Source organism: Bacillus sp. FSL K6-0069, assembly GCF_038007785.1.
In the GTDB taxonomy this organism is placed as follows: domain Bacteria; phylum Bacillota; class Bacilli; order Bacillales; family Bacillaceae_G; genus Bacillus_A; species Bacillus_A mobilis.
In genome coordinates this window covers 671050-696706 of the sequence record NZ_JBBOXN010000001.1, presented here as the reverse complement: position 1 = coordinate 696706, position 25657 = coordinate 671050, and the positions used below count along the sequence as shown (strand labels likewise).

Here is a 25657-nt window from a genome sequence, read left to right as displayed (position 1 = left end):
TAATATTGACAGTCACGGAGAATCGGAGTATACGGCTATGAATCATAAAAAAGGAAACTTTTTTATATTTCATGGCCTTTTTATATTCTCTCTGCCTTACAACACTTCGAATTAATTAGGGGAGGATTTTCATTTTATGTTTTTTACACAATTCTTTAAACCTGCGCCCCACGCAGAACGCTTACCAGCTGATCGCGTTGATAGCGAATACCGTAAATTACGTTTACAAGTATTCTTAGGCATCTTCATCGGTTATGCGGGTTATTACTTTGTTCGAAAAAACTTTTCACTTGCAATGCCATACTTGATCGAACAAGGATTTAGTAAAGGGGAACTTGGGGTTATCCTTTCAGCAGTTTCTATCGCTTACGGATTAAGTAAATTTCTTATGGGTATCGTATCCGATCGTTGTAATCCTCGCTACTTTTTAGCAGCTGGGCTATTTTTATCAGGTATCATTAATATTATTTTCGGCTCATTTTCTTTCATTACAACGAGCATTATACTTATGTTTGTCCTTCAGTTTTTAAATGGATGGGTACAAGGTATGGGATGGCCTCCTTGTGGGCGTACAATGGTTCACTGGTTCTCTATTAGTGAACGTGGTACAAAAATGTCTATTTGGAACGTTGCTCATAATGTCGGTGGCGCTCTTATGCCTTCTCTTGTGACATTAGGCTTATACTTCTTCGCAAATGACTGGAAGAGTATTTTTTACTTCCCAGGTATTCTTTCAATTTTAGTTGGTATTTATGTATTAATTACGATGAGAGATACACCTCAATCTTGTGGATTACCTTCTATTGAAGAACATACTGGAGAATATCCATCAGATGAAAAAGTAAAAGATCGAGAACGCGAACTTTCAGTAAAAGAAATTTTATTTAAATACGTACTAAACAATAAATTTTTATGGTACATCGCTATCGCGAACGTTTTCGTTTATTTCGTACGTTACGGCGTTGTAGACTGGGCTCCTACTTATTTAGTAGAGGAAAAAAGTTTTACTCATAGTAGCTCTCGTACAGCTTACGCTCTATACGAATGGGCTGGTATTCCAGGTACACTTCTTTGCGGATGGATGAGTGATAAACTGTTTAAGGGGCGCCGCGCACCTGCTGGTATTTTATTTATGGTTGGTGTATTTATCGCCGTTCTTGTTTACTGGCTAAACCCTCCTGGTAATCCAATGGTTGATAGTATCGCACTTGTCGCGATTGGATTTTTAATTTATGGACCTGTTATGTTAATTGGCCTACACGCACTAGACTTAGCACCAAAAAAAGCTGCTGGAACTGCAGCTGGTTTAACTGGGTTCTTCGGTTACCTAGGTGGAGCTACTTTTGCTAGCGCAGCTATGGGCTTTATCGTAGATGCATTCGGATGGGATGGCGGATTCATCTTATTACTTGTATCTTGTGTACTTGCAATGTTCTTCCTTGCTCTTACTTTAAACACAGGATCTGCAAAACAAAAACAAGCTTAAGTACTAATATTATTCTTATCAAAAAAAGAGAGGCTGTTCTTTCCAGAACACCTCTCTTTTTTCTACATATAAATCTTTTTTCTTACAAAAGATTTATTCTCCTTTTTTTATATGTTAGCGTTTTCAAATAACTTCAACACCTTATATAACGGCGTTCAATCTCTGTATAAAAAGATTTTTGAATATTTTATCAACTTATGCTTGTCAAACATTGTCAATTTATATTAAAATAACAACAACATACAAAATATTTAGTCTTTTCAGAAAAGATGGAGGGATAGCCATGAAGAATCCACTTCTTCGCATTGAAAACTTACAGACTTCCTTTCGCATACAAGATCACTATCATGCCGCAGTAGATGATGTTTCGTTAACTGTCCATGAAAATGAAATTGTCGCGATAGTTGGTGAATCTGGTTGCGGAAAAAGTGCACTTGCCCTTTCTATTATGCGATTGCATAATGAAGAAAATACAAAATTACAAGGGCAGCTTAACTATAGAGATAAGGATTTACTAACTATGTCGACCGCAGAAATGAATAAAGTACGCGGATCAAACATCGGCATGATTTTCCAAGAACCTCTTACAGCACTTGATCCTCTTATGACAGTTGGAAAACAAATCGAAGAAAACTTAGACTACCACACAAGTCTTTCAAAAGTTGAAAAGAAAGAACGCACCCTAGAACTACTTCATCAAGTTGGTATTCCAAAACCAGAACTTACATATAAACAATACCCACACGAATTATCTGGCGGAATGAGACAAAGAATTGTTATCGCAATTGCAATTGCTTGTAACCCAGCACTCATTATTGCGGATGAGCCAACAACGGCTCTTGACGTAACCATCCAAGCACAAATTTTAGACCTACTAAAATCTATTCAAGAACAAACGAAAATGGGCATCATTTTAATTACTCATGATTTAAGTGTTGTCGCAGAAACAGCCGATCGTATCGTCGTTATGTACGCTGGACAAGTTGTAGAAACAGGAAAAGTTGAAGAGATTTTTAATAACCCTCTTCACCCATATACTCGTTCTCTATTAAACTCCATTCCATCTGCGTATGCTGAAAAAGAAAAATTGCATGTAATTCAAGGGGTGGTTCCTTCGTTAGCGAAGCTTCCTCGCACAGGTTGTCGCTTCCAAGCTCGAATTCCATGGATTAGACCTGATCAACATGAGGAAAATCCAATTTTACACGAAGTAAAACCAGACCATTGGGTGCGTTGTACTTGCTACAAGCATTTCAACTTCCAAGATAAGAAAGGAGATGACGTAACTCATGGCACTGCTTAAAGTAGAAGACTTAAAAGTACATTTCCCAATTAAAGGTGGTTTCTTCGGCCGCACATTAGATTACGTGCGTGCTGTCGATGGTGTAAGTTTTGAGTTACAACCGGGTGAAACATACGGAATCGTTGGTGAATCGGGAAGTGGTAAATCAACAACGGGTAAAGCAATTATGCACTTAACGAAAGCAACAGAGGGTAGTATTCATTTTAATAATAGAGATTTAACAAAGTTAAGTCGCTCTGAGCTACGTGAACAACGAAAAGATATTCAAATGATTTTCCAAGATCCGTATTCATCATTAAATCCGAAGAAACGTGTTCTCGATATTATCGCTGAGCCTCTTCGAAATTTTGAGAAGCTCTCACCTGCTGAAGAGCGTAGAGCAGTTCAAGAATATCTTGATAAAGTTGGTCTAAATCCAGAGTCAATTTATAAATATCCACATGAATTTTCCGGTGGGCAAAGGCAGCGGATTGGTATTGCACGCGCTCTTACATTAAAACCGAAGCTTATTATCGCTGATGAACCTGTATCAGCACTAGATGTTTCTGTACAAGCACAAGTATTAAACTTCTTGCAGGATCTACAAGCTGAGCTCGGACTAACATACTTATTCATTAGTCATGATTTAGGTGTAATTCGTCATATGTGTGATCGTATCGGTGTTATGTATCGTGGACGCATTGTCGAAGAGGCAACTAGTGCAGAAATTTATAGTAATCCGCAACATATTTATACGAAGCGCCTAATATCAGCAATTCCTGATATTCGTCCTGAAAACAGGGAGAGACAGCGTAAGCTCCGTCAACAAGTAAGCTCTGAATATGAGAAATCATACGAAAATTATTTCAATGAAAACGGTCGGGCTTATGATTTAAAGCCAATCTCGCCAACGCACCGGGTGGCATTACCATAAGGGAGTGATAAAACATGTGGAAGTTTATATTACGGAGATTTTTAGTAATGATCCCGCAATTATTCGTGTTAAGTATACTTGTCTTTCTACTAGCTAAAGCAATGCCAGGCGATGCCTTAACCGGCAGAGCAGTAAATAATCCAAAAGCAGATCCAAAGGTTATTGAGGAACAACGTGAAAAGTTAGGTTTAAATGATCCTGTCACAACACAATATGTTCGCTGGGTTACAAATGCTGTGCAAGGTGACTTTGGTATTTCCTATGCACATAAAATGAAAGTAACTGATTTAATTGGTGAACGACTTGGAAATACAATTTGGTTAGCAATTCTTGTCCTTGTTCTTACTTACGTGATTGCAATTCCACTCGGTGTAATAAGTGGACGTTGGACTGATACATGGGCAGATCGACTCATTACACTGTATAACTATTTAGGACTTGCTACACCACTATTTATATTTGCATTAATCATGCTCTTCCTGTTCGGATTTAAGCTTGCAATATTCCCAACCGGTGGTAGTGTAGATCCTCAAGTTGCAACAGGTACATTCGCTTACTATTTAAGTAAATTGAATCACATGATATTACCAGCTTTATCTGGGGCATTAATTGCAACAGTGGGTACAATCCAATATTTACGAAGTGAAATTATCGATACGAAACATAAAGATTTTGTACGCACAGTAAAAGCAAAAGGTGTTCCAGAATCGAAGGTTTATTCTAGACATATTTTACGTAATTCATTCTTACCAATTGCAGCGTTCTTAGGATACGAAATTACAAGCGTGGTTGCAGGATCAATTTTTCTAGAAAGCATCTTTAGTTATCCTGGTATTGGTCAATTATTTATGCAGTCTATTTCTCAACGTGATTTTAGTGTCGTAACTGCACTCGTTTTATTTACTGGATTCGCAACGCTACTCGGGACTCTTCTTTCCGATATTATTCTAAGCATCGTTGATCCACGTATTCGTATTGATTAATGGAGGTGAAGAAACGTTATGTTAGCAAATCCCGAAAAACAAACTGAAGTCGTTCATTACGAAAAAAGTCCTTCTGGCTTTTCTGTCATGTGGCGTGAATTTCGTAAAGATAAATTAGCAATGTTTTCACTTTTCTTGTTGGCAATCATACTGATAGCCGTTTACACAACTTCCTTCATTATGAAGCAGGAGGATATTGTAAAAGTTGATTTATTTTCTATCTACTCCCCACCATCTAGTGAACATTGGTTAGGAACTGATTACGGTGGTAGAGATATTTTTGGACAACTTATTATTGGAACAAGAAATTCATTTACCATTGGACTTGTAATCACTATTCTCTCCTGTTTGATTGGTCTTTCTATCGGACTAATCGCTGGTTACTTTGGTGGAGCTGTTGATAACATCATTATGCGTATTATTGATTTCAAACTTATTTTACCTTTCCTAATGCTTGTTATCGTACTTATCACAATTGTTCCAGTCTTTAATGTTACTGTATTTATTTTGATCATGAGTATCTTCCTATGGACAGGAAAGGCCAGGTTGATTCGTTCAAAAGTATTGACCGAAAAAGAATTGGACTATGTATCTGCTTCCAAAACATTAGGTACACCAAACTGGAAGATCATGATGTTCCAAGTATTACCTAACTTAAGCTCTATTATTATCGTAAGCGTTACATTAAACCTTGCTGGAAACATTGGCATAGAATCTGGACTAACTTTCTTAGGTTTTGGTCTACCTGAGAGTACACCGAGCCTCGGAACACTTGTTAGTTATGCAACAAATCCTGATGTTCTACAAGAAAAATGGTGGATCTGGTTACCTGCATCACTCATGATTTTAGTGTTGATGCTGTGTATAAATTTTATCGGTCAAGCGCTACGTCGCTCAGCTGATGCGAGACAAAGAAAAGGTTAAGGGGTGGAGACAATGACAAACAAACCAAAATTTTTCAAGGTATTAAGTACACTTGCAGTTTCAACATTACTACTTTCAGCGTGTGGGGGCAGTGGAGGTAGTGAAAAAACGAGCAGTACAAAAAAGGTAGACACTAGCAAATTTAATGAAGTCGTTAAAAACGAAAAGAAAGAAATTAAAGATGGCTCATTGACATATGGGCTTGTTTCTAACACACCATTTGAAGGACTTTTAAACTTCGCTGTATATGAAGGTGATCCTGACAACCAAGTCATTACTTTCTTTGATGAACCATTATTAGACAATGATAAAAACTGGGAATACAATAACGAAGGTGCCGCTACTTATGAAATATCAGCAGATAAAAAAACAATTACATTAAAAATTAAAGATAACGTAAAGTGGCATGACGGAAACCCTGTAACAGCTGAAGATTTAGAATATTCTTACCTTGTAATTGGTAGTAAGCTGTATGCAGGATCTCGCTATGATACTCAAATGCAAATGATTGAAGGAATGACTGATTATCACGATGGAAAAACTGACAAAATTTCCGGTGTAAAAGTAATTGATCAAAAAACAATTTCATTTACATTTAAAGAGCCAAATCCTTCTGTAAAGACTGGACTTTGGACATATCCTCTGCACAAAAAATACTTAGCAGACGTACCAATTGATAAATTAGCAGAATCTGATAAAATCCGTAAAAATCCAATTGGTTTCGGACCATTTAAAGTTAAGAAAATCGTTCCTGGAGAATCTGTCGAATTTGAACGTTTCGATGATTATTGGGGCGGAAAACCAAAACTTAAAAATGTAGTCTTAAAAGTTGTAAATCCATCTATCGTTAATGCTTCATTGAAAAATGGTGACATTGACATCGCAGAAGTAAGTGCTGATCAATATCCGAACGTAAGTAAATTAAAGAATGCACAACTAGTTGGAAGAACAGATTTATACTACAGCTACATCGGCTTTAAATTTGGACATATGGATAAAGAAAAACGTGAAATGGTAATGGATAAAGATACATTCAAAGATGTTCGTTTACGTCAAGCGATGGCTTATGCAATTGACCGAAAAGAAATCGGTGAAAAATTATACCACGGATTACGTTATCCTGCTAACTCACCAATTTCACCAGCTTCACCTAAGTTCCACAATAATAAAGTAGGTTCTTATGATAAAGATGTTGAGAAAGCGAAAAAATTATTAGACGAAGCTGGATATAAAGATAAAAACGGTGATGGTTTCCGTGAAGACCCTAATGGTAAAGAAGTGAAACTTAACTTCTTATCAATGAGCGGTAGTGATGTAAGTGAACCTCTTGCAAAATTCTTTATTCAATCTTGGAAAGAGATTGGCATTAAAGTTGAACTTCTTGACGGTCGTTTACATGAATTTAACTCCTTCTATGATAAGCTGAAGAAAGATGATCCTGCAGTCGATCTATATGCTGGTGCTTTTGGTACTGGTTCTGATCCAGATCCATCTGGCCTTTGGGGACCTGATGCAAGCTTTAACTACCAAAGATGGTCAAACCCTAAAAATACTGAGTTATTAAAAGAAGGTCTTTCTCCAAAAGCTGCTGACGATAAATATCGTACAGAAGTATATGATAAATGGCAAAAACTAATCCATGATGAAGTACCAATGATTCCACTTCATTATAAGTTCGATCTAAAGGGTGTCAATAACCGCGTAAAAGATTATAAATATACACCAGAAGATCAATACAAATGGGGTAAAGTTAGCGTAACAAGTGATAAAGCAGAAACAGAGAAATAAGAATAAAAATAGCTCCTGGCGCTAATTTACATGCCAGGAGCTATTTTTTATTTATAATCCTTCTCTTGCTATTAATAGCAACCAATTCCTTCCCGACTCTACTATTAAAAGATTTGATGAATCATCTTTATTACAACAGCTAACGTAACAGATGCAGCAAATCCCCCTAAACAAATAAGACCGACACCTTGGCTATATGATAAATTTTGAAGTGCTTTCATCTTTTTCATCCTCCCTCTCTCCCCTTCGATATGTTTATTTTACCAATGGAATAATTTTCATAACATCGATTTCACTAACAACTAACTTACAAATTTGTAAGTTAACAATTATATAATCATTTTCATATTATTCCCATATGATTCTTCTTTTATAATTCAAATACAAATAATTATCGATACATAAAAAAATATAATAAATATTCCCAAAAATAGAAAAATATTGTATAATAAATTAGAATTATCAGTTTTTTTAAGAAAGGAGGTTATTACATTATGAAAAAGAAAGTTGCAATTATGCTTACTACTCTGATCGCCACTACATACTTTGCTCTTCCATTTACATCCCAAGCTGCTACAAAAAATGAAATACCGCCAGAATGTAGGCTTGTTCTCGGGAAGTATTGGGAGTGTCCTCAATAATTACAAAAAGCACTACGAATTTACGTAGTGCTTTTTTATCATTAAATTATAAACTACTTTATTATCATCACCGGGCATTTCACACGTTTTGCTATTTTATGACTGACACTACCAAGCACCATCTCTTGCAATGTATTTAATCCTCTACTTCCAGCTATAACAAGATCTATATCTCCTGTATTTACGTATTGAACAATCGTATCTCCTGGATCGCCATGTAATATTGTAATTGTATAAGAAATGTTCTCTTTCTTTAATAAACCTTCAATCTCTTTTAATTTATCTTTTCGGCTAGCCGATATTGTTTCTAAATCTGTTTGACCTTGTATAATATCCGATTTTGCCGTTCTATTATCTACTACGTACACAACTTCAACATTTGTTTCTTCATTAAATTTCGCAATATATGTTGCATGTTCCGCTGCTCGAAGTGCATGTTCAGAACCGTCACATGCTAATATAATTTGTTTGTACATATGCTGAATCCCCTTTTCGTTATCCTACTCGTATTATATAATAAAGCCCCCTAAAAAGGAGGCTTCTAACTTGCAATTCTTTTATTATAAGTAGCTAAATTTGAAATGATTTTCGAGCTTCGTTCATTTAATCCCGTTATACTTACTTTCACGCCACTTTGCTCATACTTCATGATAACTTTATCAATTGCGGCTACCGCTGAATCGTCCCATACGTGTGTGTGGGTAAAATTCAGCTCAATTTCTATTACATCTTCATTGAATGAAAAGTTATTTATAAAATCTGCTGTAGATGCAAAGAACAGTTGACCGTGAATTTCGTATATTTTCTTATTTTCAATATATAAATGTTTCACGTGAATCTTTGCCATATTGAATGCAAATAAAACCGCACTAATTACTGTTCCGATAATTACACCTAGTGCTAAATTATGTGTAATTAAGACAATCACAACCGTTACGATCATAACTAATGCATTTCCTTTTGGTACTTTATGAATCGTTGTTACAGAGTTCCAATCGAATGTTCCGATTGAAACCATAATCATAACTGCAACTAAAGCTGCCATTGGAATATGAACGACATAGTCACCTAAAACGAACAATAATACGATTAAAAATCCGCCCGCTACAAATGTTGATAAACGACCTCGTCCACCTGATTTAATATTAATAACAGATTGTCCAATCATTGCACATCCTGCCATTCCTCCGAAGAAACCAGCGACAATGTTTGCAATACCTTGACCACGTGCCTCTTTATGTTTATTACTTTCCGTATGCGTCATATCATCTAAAACTGAAGCTGTTAATAATGACTCTAGTAAACCGATAATTGCAAGCATAACTGCGTACGGTAAAATAATCCCTAATGTCTCAAGTGTAAAAGGCACGTTAGGAATGCTAAAGAACGGTAATTCTTTTGGCAGACTTCCCATATCCCCGACTGTTTTTAACTGTAATCCGCTCATAAGTGCAATACTTGTCACGATGATAATTGAAATAAGTGTAGACGGTACCGCCGTCGTAATACGTGGAAATACATATATAATTGCAAGTCCTAATGCGACAAGTGCATACATTTGCCAAGTCGCATTTTTAAAATGTGGCAATTGCGCTGTAAAAACTAAAATTCCAAGTGAATTTAAAAAGCCACTCATAACGGATTTAGGAACAAACTTCATAAATGAGCTCAGTTTAAACACGCCAAAAATAATTTGAACAATCCCCGTTAATATTGTCGTGGCAAATAAATATTGCAAACCGTGATCTTTCACGAGCGTTACCATTAATAATGCCATTGCACCTGTTGCAGCTGAAATCATCCCAGTTCGTCCGCCAACAAATGAAATGGTAACTGCAATACAAAAGGCTGCATATAATCCAACGGTCGGATCCACGCCTGCAATAACAGAGAAAGCAATTGCTTCAGGAATTAACGCTAAAGCAACTACAATTCCCGATAGTACATCCCCTCTCACATTGGAGAACCAATCATTTTTTATCGTTTGAAACAAAATACCACTCCTCTACTCTTTTCTCATTTGATTTTCTCCATAAGAAAACCTGGCCGACTGCACGAAGGCTATTATATAACGAGTAGAGAGATTTTTGCTATGTAAAAGTTTCCTACAGAAAAAGACGCTACCTCAGTAGCGCCTTTGCTCCTTTTATTAATGTCCACCGTGCCCTTGACCACTTTCCTGAACAATCTCTAACCTCTCATCCAATATGCCTTGTGTTTCAAATGAAATATCACTCGTACTTCCTAATAAGAAGCCGTGGTTATACGGTCCAAGTGTTGGATCATCTTTAAACTTCGGCTGAATACTAGCAAGGAAGTCATACACTGGTTGTGAAGCTTTTCCTTCTTCTAACAATACAACAGGTGCGTGTTTACCCATATGCGAAAAAGGTGCTCCTGCAACTGCTAAGTCTGGTGTTTTACTTGAAACAAATGATAAACCGTGACCTGGTTTGGTGAATCCCCAGCCAAATTTCGTTTTTGTATCTTTAAATTTCGCAAAGGCAACGGAATTTTCTGTTGGGGTTTCACCACTAATACGCGTTACTTTCCCATATTTACTTAACTCTTTTTCTACCGTTTTTGAAATAATTTTTTCTGGTCCTAATACATATATATTCACTTTATCTTTTCTCATCTTTAATGCCTCTATCGTCGCTTCTGGCACCTTTTCTTTTTCTGTATATAAAAGCGGTTCTGGCATATGAGAGATCCAATTTACAGCTGGTGTTGTATATAAACGCCCTTCTTCTTCAGACGCACCGATAATAACACTATTTGGATAGCTTCCTGTTATATCGGCATATTCTTTATCCACATCTTTAGCAAATATAGCTGGATCCGTTTCTTTTATTTGCTTTACTTTATACTCTTTCAATTGCTCTAGGATAGATGCACCTACATCCCCCATCACCATAATTTGTGTGCCATCTTTCGTTCCGAGCGGATTTAATCGTTGTATTTCTTTTAACGTCATTTCAGGTACCTTTTCTTTTTCTATAAATAAAATCGGCCCGTTATTCGGATGATGAATAAGATCCGCACTCGCAATGCCTAATTGCCACTCGTTTACTGGTACTAAAATAATAGCGCCTGGCTGATTCTCTTTATGCGTTGCTGGCCATATCGTTTGCGAAGTTAATACTGCCATTTGCAAAGGATCGTTTGTGTTTAATCTCGTTACATTTTTTAAACTTGTCGTTAATAAATCATTCGATGCCTCTTCGTTCATTTCTTTCGGCGCAGTTACTTCCTGATTCATTTTCATTTCCTTTTGCTCTGTTTTTTTCTCTTCTTTAGATTCATGATTTTTATGATCCGTTTTCGTTTGTCCACATGCAGCAAGACCAACTGCTGTAATTATTGTTATCCCAAAAATTCGGGTCATCTTTTTCACTATACCGCCTCCGTATAAATCGTTTTCGAGCCAATATGATTACCTAAAATGGAATTTCAACTTTACAATAACAAGCAATTCTGAAGAAATTATGCAGATGCATAATAATCTGCACCATTTCTTCATGATTTTGACTTACAATTTAAGTAATAACAACAAATGCGGAGGTACTCTATGGTCGATATACTACTCGTAGATGATGAGCCGAGAATGCTTGAATTATTAACGCTTTATCTTACTCCAATCGGATACAACTGCGTATGTGCAGTATCCGGGGAAGAAGCTATTTCACATATAGAAAATCGAAACTTCAAATTTGTTTTACTCGATATCATGATGCCAAAGATTGATGGTTGGGAAACGTGCAAAAGAATTCGATCCTTTAGTAACGTTCCTATCATTATGGTAACGGCCCGTGATCAAACAGTAGATGTCATTCAAGGGTTAAAACTTGGAGCGGATGATTACGTAACGAAACCTTTCCATGAAGAAGAGCTTTTCGCAAGAATTGAAGCTGTTTTAAGGCGAACGAATCAACACGCGCAAATCCAATATCACGGTATTTTATGGGATGAGGCAAAGCATTTCGTTTCCGTCTATAATGAAGAGCTTCTTCTCACTCCAATCGAATTCTCTTTACTCGGATTATTTTTACGTCATGTGAACTACGTATTAAGCCGTGATCAGCTCATTGAACGAATTTGGGGACTAAATACAAATACAGAAGATAGAACAGTCGATTCACATATTCGTAATTTGCGTGATAAATTACGAAAAGTAAATTTCCCTATTGATCACCATTTAAAAACTGTTTACGGAGTCGGGTATCGATGGGTTGATACTCTAGAGTAAGGAGCAAAACGATGAAGCGAATTTCTATTCAACTCGGATTTTATTTTTTAATTGTTACACTTTTAATCGAAAGTGTTCTATTTGTCTTGCTTTATTATAGCCTTGTCAACAATAGAGTAAATGAAGAAATGACGGCTTTATTAAAGCGTGGAAATAGTCACCGAGATGTCCTTGAAAAGTATTTTGATAAACAAACAATCTCCCATGTTGCACTAATGGAATCCGAAGCCGAAACCACTGTCGTTATTACAAATGCAAATAAGGATGTGCTAGCTAAATCCAATGAAATAAATACTACGATAAAAAAGCATATTGAAAAGATGCAAACACGGACAGATCATGATGGAGCAATTATAGAGAATCATTGGAAAACATCTAATTATATATGTACAGTTAGCCCTATTGTAGTGGCTGGAAAAACGGAAGGCTATGTATATATGTTTCTCGGAACAGAATCAATCGAGGGAATGGTTAACGGGCTAACGAGACAATTCATTATTGCCGGAGTCATTACGTTTCTATTAACAGTCATCACCATCTTTCTATTATCACGGTTGTTAACAAAACCATTGTTACACATGAAACATGCCACTGAAAAAATGAGTAAAGGCGATTTATCTGTTTCGTTAACGACTACTCGAAATGACGAAATTGGTGAACTAGCATCGTCTATTCAAACGCTTGCTAATGATTTACATTATATGAAAACAGAGCGAAGTGAATTTCTAGCAAGTGTTGCTCATGAATTACGAACACCGTTAACATACGTAAGAGGTTATGCTGACATCGCTTTAAAAGAAACCACATCTCCTGAGCAACGTTTGCGATATTTATCTATTATAAAAGATGAGTCTGATTATATTACGAACTTAGTTCAAGATTTATTTTCACTTGCACAAATGGAACAACATAACTTTTCTATTCAAGTAAAGAACATATATTTACACACACTCCTGACTCGCATAGCCAAAAAAGTAAATGCCATGTATAAAGAAAGATACATTAAAGTTTCTTTCTCTTGTCCTCCTACATTGCTAGTAAATTTAGATGAACAGCGATTTGAACAAGTTATAATAAACATTTTAAATAACGCTTATAGACATTCAAAAGAACATTCTCATATAAATATTTCTGTTACAGAAGAACATAAACGTATTTCCATTACAATTGAAGATGAAGGCGAAGGTATTCCGCCTGAAGACGTCCCTCACATTTTCGACCGCTTTTATCGAGTTGATAAAGCAAGATCACGAGCTACAGGCGGGACTGGTTTAGGGCTATCTATCGTAAAAGAAATTGTAGAACTACACGGCGGGAATGTTACTGTAACGAGCGAAGTCGATCACGGGTCTTGCTTTATCATTTCATTACCCTCTATACAAAAACACGACTATTGATGGTAGTCGTGTTTTTGTATCATTTTACTTTATAATATAAATTTACAAATTGCCCAAAACGTTTCGTATCGGTTAAAGTTAAATTAATTTCTGGATTCTTGTCTTGAAATAATGGAACTCCAGAACCTAATATATGCGGTGTAATCGTAACGATATATTCATCAATTAGATTATTTTTAAAGAACTCACTCAGTAGACTTCCTCCACCGACCATCCATATTTTAGATCCTTCTTGTGCTTTTAACCTTTTAGTAAACTCCACTACATCTTCATTTACAAACTCCACGTTTCCGTCTGAACCTTTTTCTGAACGAGAAAAAACATAACATGCTTTATCTAAGTAAGGGAATGTTTCCGTATGCTCTACTACATAATCGTACGTTCTTTTTCCCATAATTATTGTATCAATCGTTTCATACATTTCTGTATAACCGTTATCTCCCTCTCCTTCGGTTTCCATTAACCACTCTAAATCATCATTCTCTTTCGCAATATATCCATCCAAACTAGCGGCTATAAATAAAACAACTTCACGTGACATCTCTTTTCCTCCTTGCATCTCATCTTGATTACATTATGATGTAATCAATATACTATCAATAAAACACGACAATTTATGTCATGTTTAAAAAGAAAAAGGTGATACATTTGTCAAAAGCTAAACGCTTATTAGATATTCTTATATTCGCTTCTACAAAAAGAACATTTACAGCTCAAGAAATAGCTGATGAATTTAATATTTCCGTTCGTACTGTCCATAGATACATTTTAGATTTAAGCGATATGGGATTACCTATTTATGCAGAACAAGGTCGCAATGGAGGATATAAAGTATTAACGAATAAAGTCATTCCCCCTATTTTATTTACCGAAGAAGAAGCAGTATCCATCTTTTTTGCTTTTCAGTCTTTAAGCTACTACAGGGACTTGCCTTTTAACACAGAAATCAACTCCGTTACGCATAAACTGTATAGCTCTCTACAACATGATGCGAAAGCAAAAGTTGATAAAATACGTTCTTATATCGCTTTTTGGAATCCGAAGAGAACAATTGATACCCCTCTATTAAACGAAGTGTTAACCGCGGCTATCGAAAATAAAAATTTACACTTTCAATATGAATCTAAATCGGGGATAAAAACAAAACATGTTCATCCTATCGGTGTATACGCTCACGATGGGCTATGGTACTTACCATCCTATGACTTCAGCAGAAAAAAAGTATTACTGTATCGTGTTGATCGTATTCTTTCTATATTATCAACAGAAGAAAATGAAAGTACGTTCATGAATTTAGAAGAATGGTTCGGCTCTAACTCTAACGTCATAAACATTCTTACCCAGTTACATGTTTTATTAACGACAGAAGGCGTGCGCCAATGTAAAAGCGTTCCTTACCTTGAAGAATTCGTGGTAGTAAACGAAGACGGAACAGGATATATACATTCAACAATAGATAAAGGAGAAATTAACTTTATTACCCCTTTATTTTATAGACTTGGAAAAGATGCAAGAGTTTTAAAACCGAAAGAATTAATAGATGGTTTACGTATGCGCGCGAAAGAAATTTTACATATGTATGAAGACGAAAAAAGCTGCTAAATATAAGCAGCTTTTTAGTCTAGTTGTTCCTAGTTGTTTGACTGTTGACGAATGTCAAACCACCAACGATGTTTCGCATTCATATTTTCAGTGTCGCCAGTCCCTCTGTAATTGAAAGCATCAAGGAAGATTGAATCTAGTTTATCTTCATCTACAAAATAACCTAAGTTAACTTTCACCGTTTTCCCTGGTGTGATACTACCAATATTATAAAAGCTTTTTCCATCTCCGTGAGGTTCTAAATAATCAACTTCGCCCGTCATAATACTTTTTTCGGCAATCCCATCTTTTCCAGCATAGTTCCATGCATTATTTTTAGATGTAAGCATTTGTATGCGTGGATGCATATAGATTTCTTTTGTCGCCTGTTTATCAATGTTTTTCACTGTTGTTGTCAGGTAGACAAATTTGAGATTAACGGACTTTGACTCTACTAATTCGTCAATTGAATCTTTACCATTTCCAACTTTATATACATCTCGTTTGTACGGTAGCAATTTTTTCGTCTGATCTAAAGCCTTATTCTCGCTTAGTATTTCTAGTCCCAATTCATTAAAGTTCTCTTGTTTAAAATCTTTGATTGAATCAAAGATTTCCACTTTTTCGATAACATATTCAAGTTTGCTGTTACTCCCAATGTTATCTATGGTTACTGGAACCGTTTGACCTACGCTAAATAGTTGTTTGCTATTTTTTTTCAAAGGAATAACGCTCGGTTTTGTTGATTCTTTCGCTTTGCTAAAACGATCTTCATCATAATTTGATATAGATGATGCCTTTTCCTTTGATGTGGGCTCAAGTGAAATGTTCGCTAAGACATCCATCATTTGTTCTTCATTTACATCGGCTCCAATAAAACTTTCTAACATAATCCCCTCTTTCTCAAAAAGCAGAAAGACCTGTCTGTTAAACGGTAATTCTTTGCCTCCGGTGTCTCTATGGACAATCACTGCTTTCTTGCCATTTATTTCTTTCTCTTCGTAGCTTTTTGAGTACAGCGTTTTAAAACTCGAATCTTTTCCTACTCTCCAAAGAATGAATGAAAATCCACCCTTTGCGTAGTTATCTTTAAATGAATATTTCATAGCAGAGTCATCAATTGCTTCCATATTTTCTGGTAATTTATCGATTTTCAATTTATACCACTTGTCAGCCTTTTTCGTGTCCTTATTTGTTACCGACACATTTACTTCGTAATTTTGTTTTTGGACAATCATATTATAGACTTTTACTGCACCAAAAACGGTTGTCGGCATGCCGATCAATAAGCAAGCTGCAGCGATTAACATACGATGTCTTTTACGCTTTTTCTGCGGTTGTCCATCTTTCAGCTTCATTTCCTCCATAAACAATTTCTTTTTGCGCGTATATGTATGTGAAAATTCATGTTGTTCTTCGAGTTTATCAAAATCATCTAAAGCAATTTTTTCAGCAAGTTCATATATTTCTTTGGAGTTCTTTGAATTCGTCATGTTGTATACCTCCTATCATATTTTGGACTCGTTTTCGAGCGCGTTCAAACTGCTTGCGGGCATTAGCCTCAGTTATTCCCATAACGCTTGAAATTTCTTGATACGTTAAGTTATAGAAGACTTTGTACTTAAACACCTGTCTGTTAGATTCGTTTAACTCTTTTAGCAATTTATCAATTTGAACCTCAGACATTTTACGTTTTTCCCACTCTTCGATATTTTCATCTACTGCTTCTATTGATTCTCTTTCATATTCTTCTAGAAATGTTTCATGTCGTTTATTTTTCCGATAACTATCAATCGCCTTGTTTTTCGCAATCCTCAAAATGTAGCGTTTAAGCTCTTCAGTATTCAAGCTATGGAGCTTTTCCAAATTCTTATAAAGAGTAATAAACGTCTCTTGAACTGCATCTTCAGCCTGCTGAATATTATTTAAAATGGAATACGCTACATAATAAATTTTTTGCTCGTACAACTCGTATAGCTCTTCCATCTTTTCATAATCGTTGTTTGTGACTTTCATATAATTCCTCCTCTCACTCTATATAACGAATGGGCAATATACTTTGTGACACTACAAAATCCGTTTATATATAAAATTTAATAATATAATAAAAAAGCCCAATTTCTCTATTTTAACTGAGAAATTGGGCTTTTGTTTATTAGGATTCTACTGGCTGTTCCCTTAAGAACATTCCTCTTAAGCCTTTTTAGTAAGCAGTATTTGCTCTATCGCTTCTTGTAGCAAATTCTGTGTCTCTTCCAAGTTATGATTCTTCTTTTCTCCTAGTTGTACCATATAAAACTCGGCAAACGAGCGCTCTTTATATCTCGGTACGACATGCATATGGTAATGCGTTAACTCATTAAAGATTCCACCATTTTGACAAACTGTAATTCCATCTGGTTTATATAATGATTTAATCGCTTTTGCAATCAGCTTAGAAGCATCCATAATTGATTTCGCTATAACATCATCTAATTCGTCCACTTCAACAACATGCTGCTTTGGCACAATTAAAGTATGTCCTGGATAGAAAGGTTCATGATCTAAAAAGCATGTTACATACTCATCTTCATATACTTTATATATTTTTTCCTCTTCGTTTGCTAATTTACAGCCTAAACAGCCCATAATACTTCCCCCTCTGTTAAAAACATAAAAACGTGAGAGCCGTATTCTCACGTTTTTATGTTTCACTTTATTAATTCAATTGTTTCCGTAACCTTTATACTATCTTTTACCGATTGAACAATCGTGCAATTTTTCACTGCAAGTTGTAGCGCTTTGTCCAATTGCTCTTCTGTAATGTTTTGTGCTTTAATTTTATAGTGCAAATGAACACTTTCAACTGGTTTTGATAAAGCTTCACTTCTACCAATTTTCGTTTCAATTGTAAACGTATCGTATGTAATACGTTTCTTTTCTAAAATTGTTCGAAAGACAATTGCACTACATCCTGCGATAGAAGAAACGAGTAATTGTAACGGTGAATACCCATTTTCTTTTCCAATCGCTAATGGACCATACGATAAATCTGCTTCTATATCATCGTGTTTGATTGTTAGTTTCATTTGTATTTTCCATCTCCACTTTCATCGGTTTCTTCCTTTTCTTACTCATATAATAATATATATAGCAGAAAATGATAAATGGAATACCACAGTATAACGCCATTCGTTGTTCTGGAATAAACGCTAAACTAATAACAACGATACTATTTGTAATTAAAGCTAAAATAGGAACAATTGGATATAACGGTGTTCTATACTTTAAGTCCTCTAACTTTCCTCCGCCTTTTATATACTGACTTCTAAAGCGAAGTTGCGATAGAGCAATAATAATCCAACTTGATACAGCTGATAAACCAGCTATAGATAATAAGTACATGTATACTGTATCTTCTGCAAGGAAGCTTGTGAATAAAGATAACCCTGCTACCGCAATCGTTACGACTAGCGCTGTAATTGGAATACCTCGTTTATTTACTTTTTTGAAAGAAGTTGGTGCCATTCCTTCATTTGCAAGTGACCATAATATACGAGTTGCCGCATATAATCCTGAATTCGCTACAGATAGTAATGCTGTAATAATAACGAAGTTCATAATATCAGCTGCGTACGGAATACCAATTTTATCAAATACAACTACAAATGGACTTTCAATTACGCCAGCTTCCTTCCAAGAAATTAATCCGACTAAAATTGTCATTGTTAAAATGAAGAATAACATAATACGCCATACTGTATTACGAATCGCACGTGGAATTGTTTTTTCTGGATTTTCACTTTCTCCCGCTGCAATCCCGATTAACTCTGTTCCTTGGAACGAGAAGTTAACTGTAATCATTGTAAGTAATACAGCAGCTAGTCCATTCGGGAATAATCCACCATCGCTTACAAAGTTAGAGAAAAGAGGTGCTGCTTCTTTTCCGTCATATGATATAAAACCTAATAATGCACTACCACCAAGAACAACAAATGCAAGAATTGTAACTACTTTAATACTAGAGAACCAAAACTCTAATTCAGCATAACTCTTTGCTGAGATAGCGTTTGAAGCATATAAAATAACGCCGAATACAAGACACCATACCCAAACATCAACATTCGGAAACCATCTTTTCATCATTAAACCGATTGACGTTAATTCTAGTCCTACTGTTACTGCCCAGCCAAGCCAATATAGCCAGCCGATCATAAAGCCCGTTCCTGGTCCAATAAACTTCGTCGCATACTTTTGGAAAGAGCCTGAAACTGGCATTGCTACCGTTAACTCTCCAAGACAAAGCATTGTTAAATACATAATAAATCCGCCCACTAAATATGAAAGGATGGCTCCCCCTGGTCCAGCCTGATTAATGGTGTAACCTGAACCTAAGAAAAAACCAGTTCCGATTACACCACCTAATGCGATCATAAATAAATGTCTACTCTTCATCGTACGATGTAATTTCTCATTTGTTGGTTGCTGCATCTAAATCCTCCCCCTACCGATACCCCTATATCTTGTTAAAATTTTCTGATAATAAAAATATACACGAAAGCGGTTACAATTTCTATATAAAATTAAAACTTTTCTGATAAAATAATATAAAAAATCGAATTATAACGAGATTCAGATTCTAATTAGAGGGAAATAAGGATAAACAAGGAAAAAACCCTTACATATATTGTAAGGGTTAACGGAGTTCTAATCTTCTCGATAAAATTGATAAACTATAATTTACGATAAAATACATACAAGCTACTACTATAAACGTTGGAATCATATAATTTACATTCTGTCCGCTAATAATTTGAGCATTATGCATAAGTTCTGGCAGTGATATACCAACTGCTAATGATGTATCTTTCAGCAATGAAATAAACTGACTAACAAGCGGCGGGACCATTCTCCTTAATGCTTGTGGCAAAATAATATGCCAAAGTGCTTGAACATACGTTAATCCTGAAGATCTTGCAGCCTCAATCTGCCCCTTTTCAATCGATAATAGACCACTTCGAACAATTTCAGATATCATTGCTGCTTCAAATACTGTTAAAGCAACAATCACAGCTGTTATAATTTCTAATTTCAATCCTACTTCTGGGAGTGCAAAATACGTGAAAAATATAATTAAAAGTAGTGGTAAATTTCGAATTACTTCAACGATAATTCCTAATACTTGTGAGGCGACAGGTATTTTCATGTAGCGCAATATCCCTATTACACTACCAATAATAAAGCTAAGTACAATTGCTACGAGCGCTACCTCTAACGTTATAAGTAATCCTTTTAATAAAAACAGAATATGATCACCTGTTATTGCTCCCTTAAAATCCATTTACACCGCCTCCTTTGCTAAGCGTTTTTCTAAATAACGCACTAGCATACTGAGCGGAATTGTTAATATTAAATAAAACACCCCGACAAATATATAGACGTCGAACGTAACAAATGTCTTCGTTGAAATTAAGTCTCCTTGATACATTAAATCCGTACCAGCGATAATTCCGAGTATGGAAGAGTTTTTTACTAAATTGAGAAATTGATTTCCTAAAGGAGGGATTACGATTTTCATCGCCTGGGGTAAAACAACATAATACATTCCCTGTACATACGTTAATCCTGAAGACCGTGCTGCTTCCATCTGACCTTTTGCGACTGATAGAATACCAGCGCGAATAACTTCCGCAATAAACGCTGCCGTATATACGGTAAGCGTTACTGTCCCTGCTACAAAACCATTTAAAGTAATTCCTATTACAGGTAAAGCGAAATAAAATATAAATGCAATTAATACGAGTGGAATATTTCTTACAAACTCTACAAAAGCTGATCCTATCCAATTTAAAATACGAATAGGTGCAATACGCATTACAGCCAAAATGACTCCCAAAATAAAGCTGCCTATTAACGCAATTACACTAGACATAACTGTATATTTAAAGCCCTCTAAATACATATCAATATTATTCGTCAATATAGAAAAATCAGGCACATATTCTCCCCTCTTTCTTTACAAGAAGAGGATGAGCATCCCCCTCATCCTCTTACTATTTATCGATGAGAATAAAGCTCCATTAATGAAACTATCACTTTATTTCTCTTGTTTTTGCCCAATCCATTTCTCATACAATTTGTCGTACTCCCCGTTCGCCTTCATATCTTTTAGCAAGCTATTAATCTCTTTCGTTAAATCCTCTGCACCTTTTTGTACTGCAATTCCGTACGGCTCATCCGTGAAAATTTTCCCTACAACTTCATAATTCGAATCTTGTTTTGCCATGCCGTAAAGAATTGCGTTATCTGTCGTTAAAACATCGCCTTTCCCTGCTTTTAACGCCGTAAATGCCTCACTGTAATTTTCAAATTCTAATACAGTCGACTCTGGAGATTTTTGGCGTATATTATTTGTAGACGTTGAGCCTTTTACCGCTAACACTTTCACACCTTTTTTCACATCATCAATATTTTTAATATCGCTTCCTTTTTTCACAAGTAACGATTGCCCTGCTTTAAAATATACATCTGAAAAATCTACTTCCTTTTTACGTTCTTCCGTAATTGTCATCGTTGCGATAATTGCATCAATATCACCGTTTTTCAGTAGTGGAATACGCGTTTTAGACGTTACTTCTTTTAATTCTAGTTTCTTTTCATCTCCAAGGATTTTTTTCGCAAGCGCCTTTGCGATATCAACATCAAACCCTTCTACTTGCCCGGTTGAAGGATTTTTCAATCCAAATAAGTTCGTATCATTCTTCACCCCAACTACTAGCTTCCCGCGCTTTTTAATTTGCTCCACAGCCCCGCCTTGCTTCGTATTCGTTTCTTTCGCCTCATCTTTTTTACTTCCACATCCAGCAACGACAAGTACGAATAAACATGAGAATACGATTAACGTAAATAACTTTTTCATTTTAAGCATGAAATTCCTCCTTTAATGATTTAACACTCTTCTTAAAAATAGACGCGCCCTTTCTTGTTCAGGACTTGCAAAAAATTGCGCCGGTGTTGTATCCTCAATGATCTTGCCATCATCCATAAATAAGATCCGATCTGCCACTTCTCGCGCAAATCCCATTTCATGCGTGACAACGACCATCGTCATCCCTTCTTTAGCTAGCGTTTTCATAACATCAAGTACTTCTCCGATCATCTCTGGATCAAGGGCAGACGTAGGCTCATCAAATAGCATAATTTCTGGCTGCATTGCGAGCCCCCTAGCAATTGCTACCCTTTGCTGTTGTCCTCCAGATAGTTGATGTGGGTATACACTAGCCTTCTCCGGGATTCCTACCTTCTCTAAATAAAACATCGCTGTTTTCTCAGCTTCTTCTTTTGAAACTTTATTTACTTTAATCGGTGCTAGTGTAATATTTTGAAGAACTGTTTTATGTGGATATAAATAAAAATGTTGAAAGACCATTCCAATATTTCGGCGTAATTCATTCATATCTGTTTTTGCATTGTGTACTTCCGTACCTTGTACAATTAACGCTCCATCTGTAATTGTCTCTAACTGATTTATACACCGTAGCAACGTACTTTTTCCTGATCCGGACGGCCCAACAACTACTACCACTTCACCTTTTTTCACTTGTACATTAATATCTTTTAAAACTTGAAAGGTACCATAATATTTATTTACATTACGAAACTCTATCAACATACTCCCCCCTTCCCCTAACAAAGCATGTACATTCTTTTTATATTCAAAAATGGGCAAAAAAATAACTTCCAGCCTTATTTTGTCCATAAAAAAAGCAAAGGGATTGTCCCTTTGCTTCTCCATTTCTATTCTATTAAGATACTTCTTCTTTCTTATCTTTCCCGTATTCATGCTCCCAGAAATCAGCATTTTTAATTCCTAATGGCCCTGGATCAAATACTGGATCTTTTCCTTCCTTTTTCTGCTTTTCATAATCCTTTAATGCAACTAGTGCAGGTTTTTGTAATAGTAAAATCGCAATGATATTTACCCATGCCATAATTCCTACACCGATGTCACCTAAAGCCCAAGCCGTTGCTGCTGTTTTTATACAGCCGTAGAATACAGCTCCTAAAAATACAAACTTTAGTACCATAGACAGCCAAGGACGGTCTTTATCTCGATTTAAGTACGCGATATTCGTTTCTGCAATGTAGTAATACGCCATAATTGTTGTAAATGCAAAGAATAGTAACGAGATTGCAACGAAACCGTTTCCAAATCCAGGGAAAACAGATTCTACCGCTGCCTGTGTATATCCTGGTCCTGGCTGAGCACCATTTAATTTATTTACGATAAAGTTTTTTCCGCTTGCATCAAACACGTTATACATGCCTGTAATAATCATCATAAATGCTGTTGCTGAACAAACAAATAATGTATCAATGTAAACGGAAAATGCTTGCACTAAACCTTGTTTAGCTGGATGTGATACTTCCGCAGCAGCTGCTGCATGTGGTCCAGTCCCTTGTCCTGCTTCGTTGGAATAAATACCACGTTTTACTCCCCAAGAAATTGCTAAACCGATAATACCACCGAAAGCCGCTTCTAATGCAAAAGCACTTCTTATAATTAACATAAATGCTTCTGGCAATTTTTCAATATTCATAGCAACAATAACGCAAGCTACTAAAATATAACCAACTGCCATAAACGGTACGACAACTTGTGCAACGTTAACGATTCGCTTTACGCCACCAAAGATGATAATAGCTAATACAACTACTAATAAAGCCCCTGATACGGTAGTGTTAATTCCAAAAGCTGTTTCTAAACTTACGGCAATACTATTTGCTTGCACACCTGGCAATAAGAGCCCCGTTGCAATAATTGTCGCTGCAACGAATACTAATGCATACCATTTCACACCTAAACCTTTTTCAATGTAATAAGCAGGTCCACCACGGAACTGTCCTTGATGTTTCGTCTTATATATTTGCGCGAGTGTTGATTCTACATAAGCTGATCCTGCTCCTAAAAAGGCTACTGCCCACATCCAAAATACAGCTCCTGGTCCACCGAATGCAACCGCTGTTGCTACCCCAGCGATATTCCCTGTCCCAACGCGTCCTGATAACGAAAGCGCTAACGCTTGAAACGAAGAAACACCAGCCTCTGATTTTTCTCCTTTAAATGTCAGCTTCACCATTTCTCCTACATGCCTTACTTGTAAAAACCTCGTTCGAATGGAAAAATATAACCCTACTCCTAGACATAAATAAACAAGTGCTGGACTCCAAACAATATTATTTATCCAATTTACGATAGCCTCCAATATTCCCCCTCCTTCTTTATAAAGAATTTTCAGAATATATAAAAATTATAAATGTATACCGAATCTATGACAATATTATTTTAATAAAACAAACATATTTTTGTATAAAAAAACAAAGTATATATTTATTTTATATACTTTATTTTGAACAAAATGTATTATATATTCACAATCGCTTCTTTGCTTATAATTCTTTCATATAATTCTTTAGATAATTCCCGGAAGTTATCTGGCATATCTTTCCCCTTAAACTTCTTTTGGAGCGTGCCATATAAACCTATATCGCGTAAGCGTAAAAATAGCGGTAACGATTCATACCAACTATCCGCCAGCTTATGTTCATATTCGTACCCTTTTCTTAACACTTGTAGCTGTTTACGAGCAAAATCAGTCTTCTCCTCCACTGTCCACGGTGTAAATAAAACAGAGTAATAGAGAACCATCGCTAAATCATGTATAAAGTAATTATAAGCCGCATCATCAAAATCAAAGATTGTTAGCTCTTTTCCATCATAATGAAAATTACCTGGATGAATGTCACCGTGCATAAGACCGAACGTTTCCCTTTCAATTGGCAGAGCCTTTATTTCATCCATTAATACCGCTGCAATCCTTTTCACTTGATCATCTTCTAATTCATTCACAATGCCACTTTCATCTTCTTCCCACGTATCACGATAATCTGTTTTTGGATAGTTCATTGTTAGGCGATGCAGTTGACCAATTGCTTTTCCCCATGCTTCAAAATAAGTCTCCCCCCAATAAGGCGATTCTTCTCCTTTTACTTGCTCACCTTTTGCATATGTAAATAAAGAAGCAAAAAAGAAAGTGCCATCTTCCGCTCCTATTTCTTCTACAAGATTTTGAGACACTGAGTAAAGAGGTCCTGCTACCTTTGCCCCATTCTCCGCAACATACCGTAGAAAATCTAGTTCAGCTTCGACTTCTTTTTTTGAACGATGAGAAGAGTGCGTTAAACGTAATACATAATCTTCACCACCATCACCCTTCGCCTTAAAAATATAATTTTCAAAATCTCCAAGTGGCTTCTCTTCCGCTGTTACATGAAATGCCTTTGCTGCCCCCGCTAAAATCTCTCTTGTAAAAACTCGTTCTACTGCTATTTCCATATGTATCCCTCCTATAT

Annotated in this window: 26 protein-coding genes; 10 read left to right on the top strand and 16 right to left on the bottom strand. The window is 36.0% G+C overall.

Annotated elements, in window-relative coordinates:
* Positions 1–136: 136 nt before the first annotated feature.
* The 6 genes from glpT (at position 137) to opp4A (ending at position 7397) form a co-directional block, all read left to right on the top strand.
* Positions 137–1486 carry a glycerol-3-phosphate transporter gene (glpT, locus tag MHB74_RS03475; protein ID WP_061676346.1) on the top strand — a complete coding sequence of 450 codons (1350 nt, stop codon included), beginning with the start codon at positions 137–139 and terminating at the stop codon, positions 1484–1486.
* 283 nt (positions 1487–1769) lie between these two features.
* Entirely contained in the window at positions 1770–2789 is a 1020-nt protein-coding gene (locus MHB74_RS03470) for an ABC transporter ATP-binding protein (protein ID WP_061676347.1), read from the top strand.
* Entirely contained in the window at positions 2776–3702 is a 927-nt protein-coding gene (locus tag MHB74_RS03465; protein WP_061676348.1) for an ABC transporter ATP-binding protein, read from the top strand. The genes MHB74_RS03470 and MHB74_RS03465 overlap by 14 nt, the downstream gene beginning before the upstream one ends.
* 14 nt (positions 3703–3716) lie before the next feature.
* The gene (gene opp4B, locus MHB74_RS03460) at positions 3717–4685 is read left to right on the top strand and encodes an oligopeptide ABC transporter permease (RefSeq protein WP_033708606.1); all 969 of its coding nucleotides are present in this window, start codon (positions 3717–3719) and stop codon (positions 4683–4685) included.
* 18 nt (positions 4686–4703) lie between these two features.
* Positions 4704–5609, top strand: coding sequence for an ABC transporter permease (locus tag MHB74_RS03455; RefSeq protein ID WP_061183804.1), 906 nt, complete (start codon positions 4704–4706; stop codon positions 5607–5609).
* A gap of 12 nt (positions 5610–5621) precedes the next feature.
* Complete coding sequence (gene opp4A, locus MHB74_RS03450; protein WP_061676349.1) at positions 5622–7397, top strand: oligopeptide ABC transporter substrate-binding protein; 1776 nt, start codon at positions 5622–5624, stop codon at positions 7395–7397.
* Positions 7398–7501: 104 nt separating this feature from the next.
* Here the strand turns inward: opp4A and MHB74_RS03445 are convergent, their stop codons facing one another.
* Positions 7502–7627 carry a DUF4027 family protein gene (locus tag MHB74_RS03445; protein ID WP_000738299.1) on the bottom strand — a complete coding sequence of 42 codons (126 nt, stop codon included), beginning with the start codon at positions 7625–7627 and terminating at the stop codon, positions 7502–7504.
* Between the two features lie 264 nt (positions 7628–7891).
* Here MHB74_RS03445 and MHB74_RS03440 point away from each other — a divergent pair, with 264 nt between their 5' ends.
* Positions 7892–8038: a hypothetical protein gene (locus tag MHB74_RS03440; RefSeq protein WP_170956816.1), complete on the top strand. Its 147-nt coding sequence runs from the start codon at positions 7892–7894 to the stop codon at positions 8036–8038.
* 53 nt (positions 8039–8091) lie between these two features.
* Here the strand turns inward: MHB74_RS03440 and MHB74_RS03435 are convergent, their stop codons facing one another.
* The 3 genes from MHB74_RS03435 to MHB74_RS03425 form a co-directional block, all read right to left on the bottom strand.
* Positions 8092–8514: a universal stress protein gene (locus MHB74_RS03435; protein ID WP_061676350.1), complete on the bottom strand. Its 423-nt coding sequence runs from the start codon at positions 8512–8514 to the stop codon at positions 8092–8094.
* Between the two features lie 65 nt (positions 8515–8579).
* A complete protein-coding gene (locus MHB74_RS03430) occupies positions 8580–10031 on the bottom strand; it encodes a SulP family inorganic anion transporter (protein ID WP_061676351.1) in 1452 nt (483 codons plus the stop codon).
* 156 nt (positions 10032–10187) lie between these two features.
* The gene (locus MHB74_RS03425) at positions 10188–11435 is read right to left on the bottom strand and encodes a cell wall-binding repeat-containing protein (protein WP_061676352.1); all 1248 of its coding nucleotides are present in this window, start codon (positions 11433–11435) and stop codon (positions 10188–10190) included.
* A gap of 174 nt (positions 11436–11609) precedes the next feature.
* Between MHB74_RS03425 and MHB74_RS03420 the strand changes: the two genes are divergently transcribed.
* Positions 11610–12287 carry a response regulator transcription factor gene (locus tag MHB74_RS03420; RefSeq protein WP_061676353.1) on the top strand — a complete coding sequence of 226 codons (678 nt, stop codon included), beginning with the start codon at positions 11610–11612 and terminating at the stop codon, positions 12285–12287.
* A gap of 11 nt (positions 12288–12298) precedes the next feature.
* Entirely contained in the window at positions 12299–13684 is a 1386-nt protein-coding gene (locus MHB74_RS03415) for a sensor histidine kinase (RefSeq protein ID WP_061676354.1), read from the top strand.
* A 19-nt stretch (positions 13685–13703) separates the two neighbouring features.
* On the opposite strand, the gene MHB74_RS03410 is transcribed toward MHB74_RS03415, so the two are convergent.
* Positions 13704–14225, bottom strand: a complete 522-nt coding sequence (locus MHB74_RS03410; RefSeq protein WP_000085843.1) for a dihydrofolate reductase family protein — start codon at positions 14223–14225, stop codon at positions 13704–13706.
* A gap of 80 nt (positions 14226–14305) precedes the next feature.
* Between MHB74_RS03410 and MHB74_RS03405 the strand changes: the two genes are divergently transcribed.
* Complete coding sequence (locus MHB74_RS03405; protein WP_141658019.1) at positions 14306–15286, top strand: helix-turn-helix transcriptional regulator; 981 nt, start codon at positions 14306–14308, stop codon at positions 15284–15286.
* Between the two features lie 29 nt (positions 15287–15315).
* Here the strand turns inward: MHB74_RS03405 and MHB74_RS03400 are convergent, their stop codons facing one another.
* From MHB74_RS03400 to MHB74_RS03350, 11 genes are all read right to left on the bottom strand, one after another.
* Positions 15316–16758: an anti-sigma factor gene (locus tag MHB74_RS03400; RefSeq protein WP_061676356.1), complete on the bottom strand. Its 1443-nt coding sequence runs from the start codon at positions 16756–16758 to the stop codon at positions 15316–15318.
* On the bottom strand, positions 16724–17281 hold the full coding sequence (locus MHB74_RS03395) for an RNA polymerase sigma factor (RefSeq protein ID WP_061676357.1): 558 nt from the start codon (positions 17279–17281) through the stop codon (positions 16724–16726). The genes MHB74_RS03400 and MHB74_RS03395 overlap by 35 nt, the downstream gene beginning before the upstream one ends.
* A 177-nt stretch (positions 17282–17458) precedes the next feature.
* Positions 17459–17944 (bottom strand): HIT family protein, encoded by a 486-nt coding sequence (locus tag MHB74_RS03390; RefSeq protein WP_098373963.1) that lies wholly within the window; start codon positions 17942–17944, stop codon positions 17459–17461.
* An 11-nt stretch (positions 17945–17955) separates the two neighbouring features.
* The gene (locus MHB74_RS03385; RefSeq protein ID WP_061676359.1) at positions 17956–18333 is read right to left on the bottom strand and encodes an OsmC family protein; all 378 of its coding nucleotides are present in this window, start codon (positions 18331–18333) and stop codon (positions 17956–17958) included.
* Positions 18308–19735 (bottom strand): amino acid permease, encoded by a 1428-nt coding sequence (locus MHB74_RS03380; protein WP_061676360.1) that lies wholly within the window; start codon positions 19733–19735, stop codon positions 18308–18310. Before MHB74_RS03380 ends, MHB74_RS03385 begins: the two co-directional genes overlap by 26 nt.
* Positions 19736–19940: 205 nt before the next feature.
* Positions 19941–20585, bottom strand: a complete 645-nt coding sequence (locus MHB74_RS03375; RefSeq protein WP_061676361.1) for an amino acid ABC transporter permease — start codon at positions 20583–20585, stop codon at positions 19941–19943.
* Positions 20586–21242 carry an amino acid ABC transporter permease gene (locus MHB74_RS03370; RefSeq protein ID WP_061676362.1) on the bottom strand — a complete coding sequence of 219 codons (657 nt, stop codon included), beginning with the start codon at positions 21240–21242 and terminating at the stop codon, positions 20586–20588.
* Between the two features lie 99 nt (positions 21243–21341).
* Positions 21342–22172 carry a glutamine ABC transporter substrate-binding protein GlnH gene (gene glnH, locus MHB74_RS03365; protein WP_061676363.1) on the bottom strand — a complete coding sequence of 277 codons (831 nt, stop codon included), beginning with the start codon at positions 22170–22172 and terminating at the stop codon, positions 21342–21344.
* Positions 22173–22184: 12 nt separating this feature from the next.
* On the bottom strand, positions 22185–22913 hold the full coding sequence (locus MHB74_RS03360; RefSeq protein WP_242242660.1) for an amino acid ABC transporter ATP-binding protein: 729 nt from the start codon (positions 22911–22913) through the stop codon (positions 22185–22187).
* A gap of 136 nt (positions 22914–23049) precedes the next feature.
* The gene (locus MHB74_RS03355) at positions 23050–24510 is read right to left on the bottom strand and encodes an alanine/glycine:cation symporter family protein (protein ID WP_061676365.1); all 1461 of its coding nucleotides are present in this window, start codon (positions 24508–24510) and stop codon (positions 23050–23052) included.
* A gap of 158 nt (positions 24511–24668) precedes the next feature.
* Positions 24669–25640, bottom strand: coding sequence for a phosphotransferase enzyme family protein (locus MHB74_RS03350; RefSeq protein WP_061676366.1), 972 nt, complete (start codon positions 25638–25640; stop codon positions 24669–24671).
* Between the last annotated feature and the right edge of the window lie 17 nt (positions 25641–25657).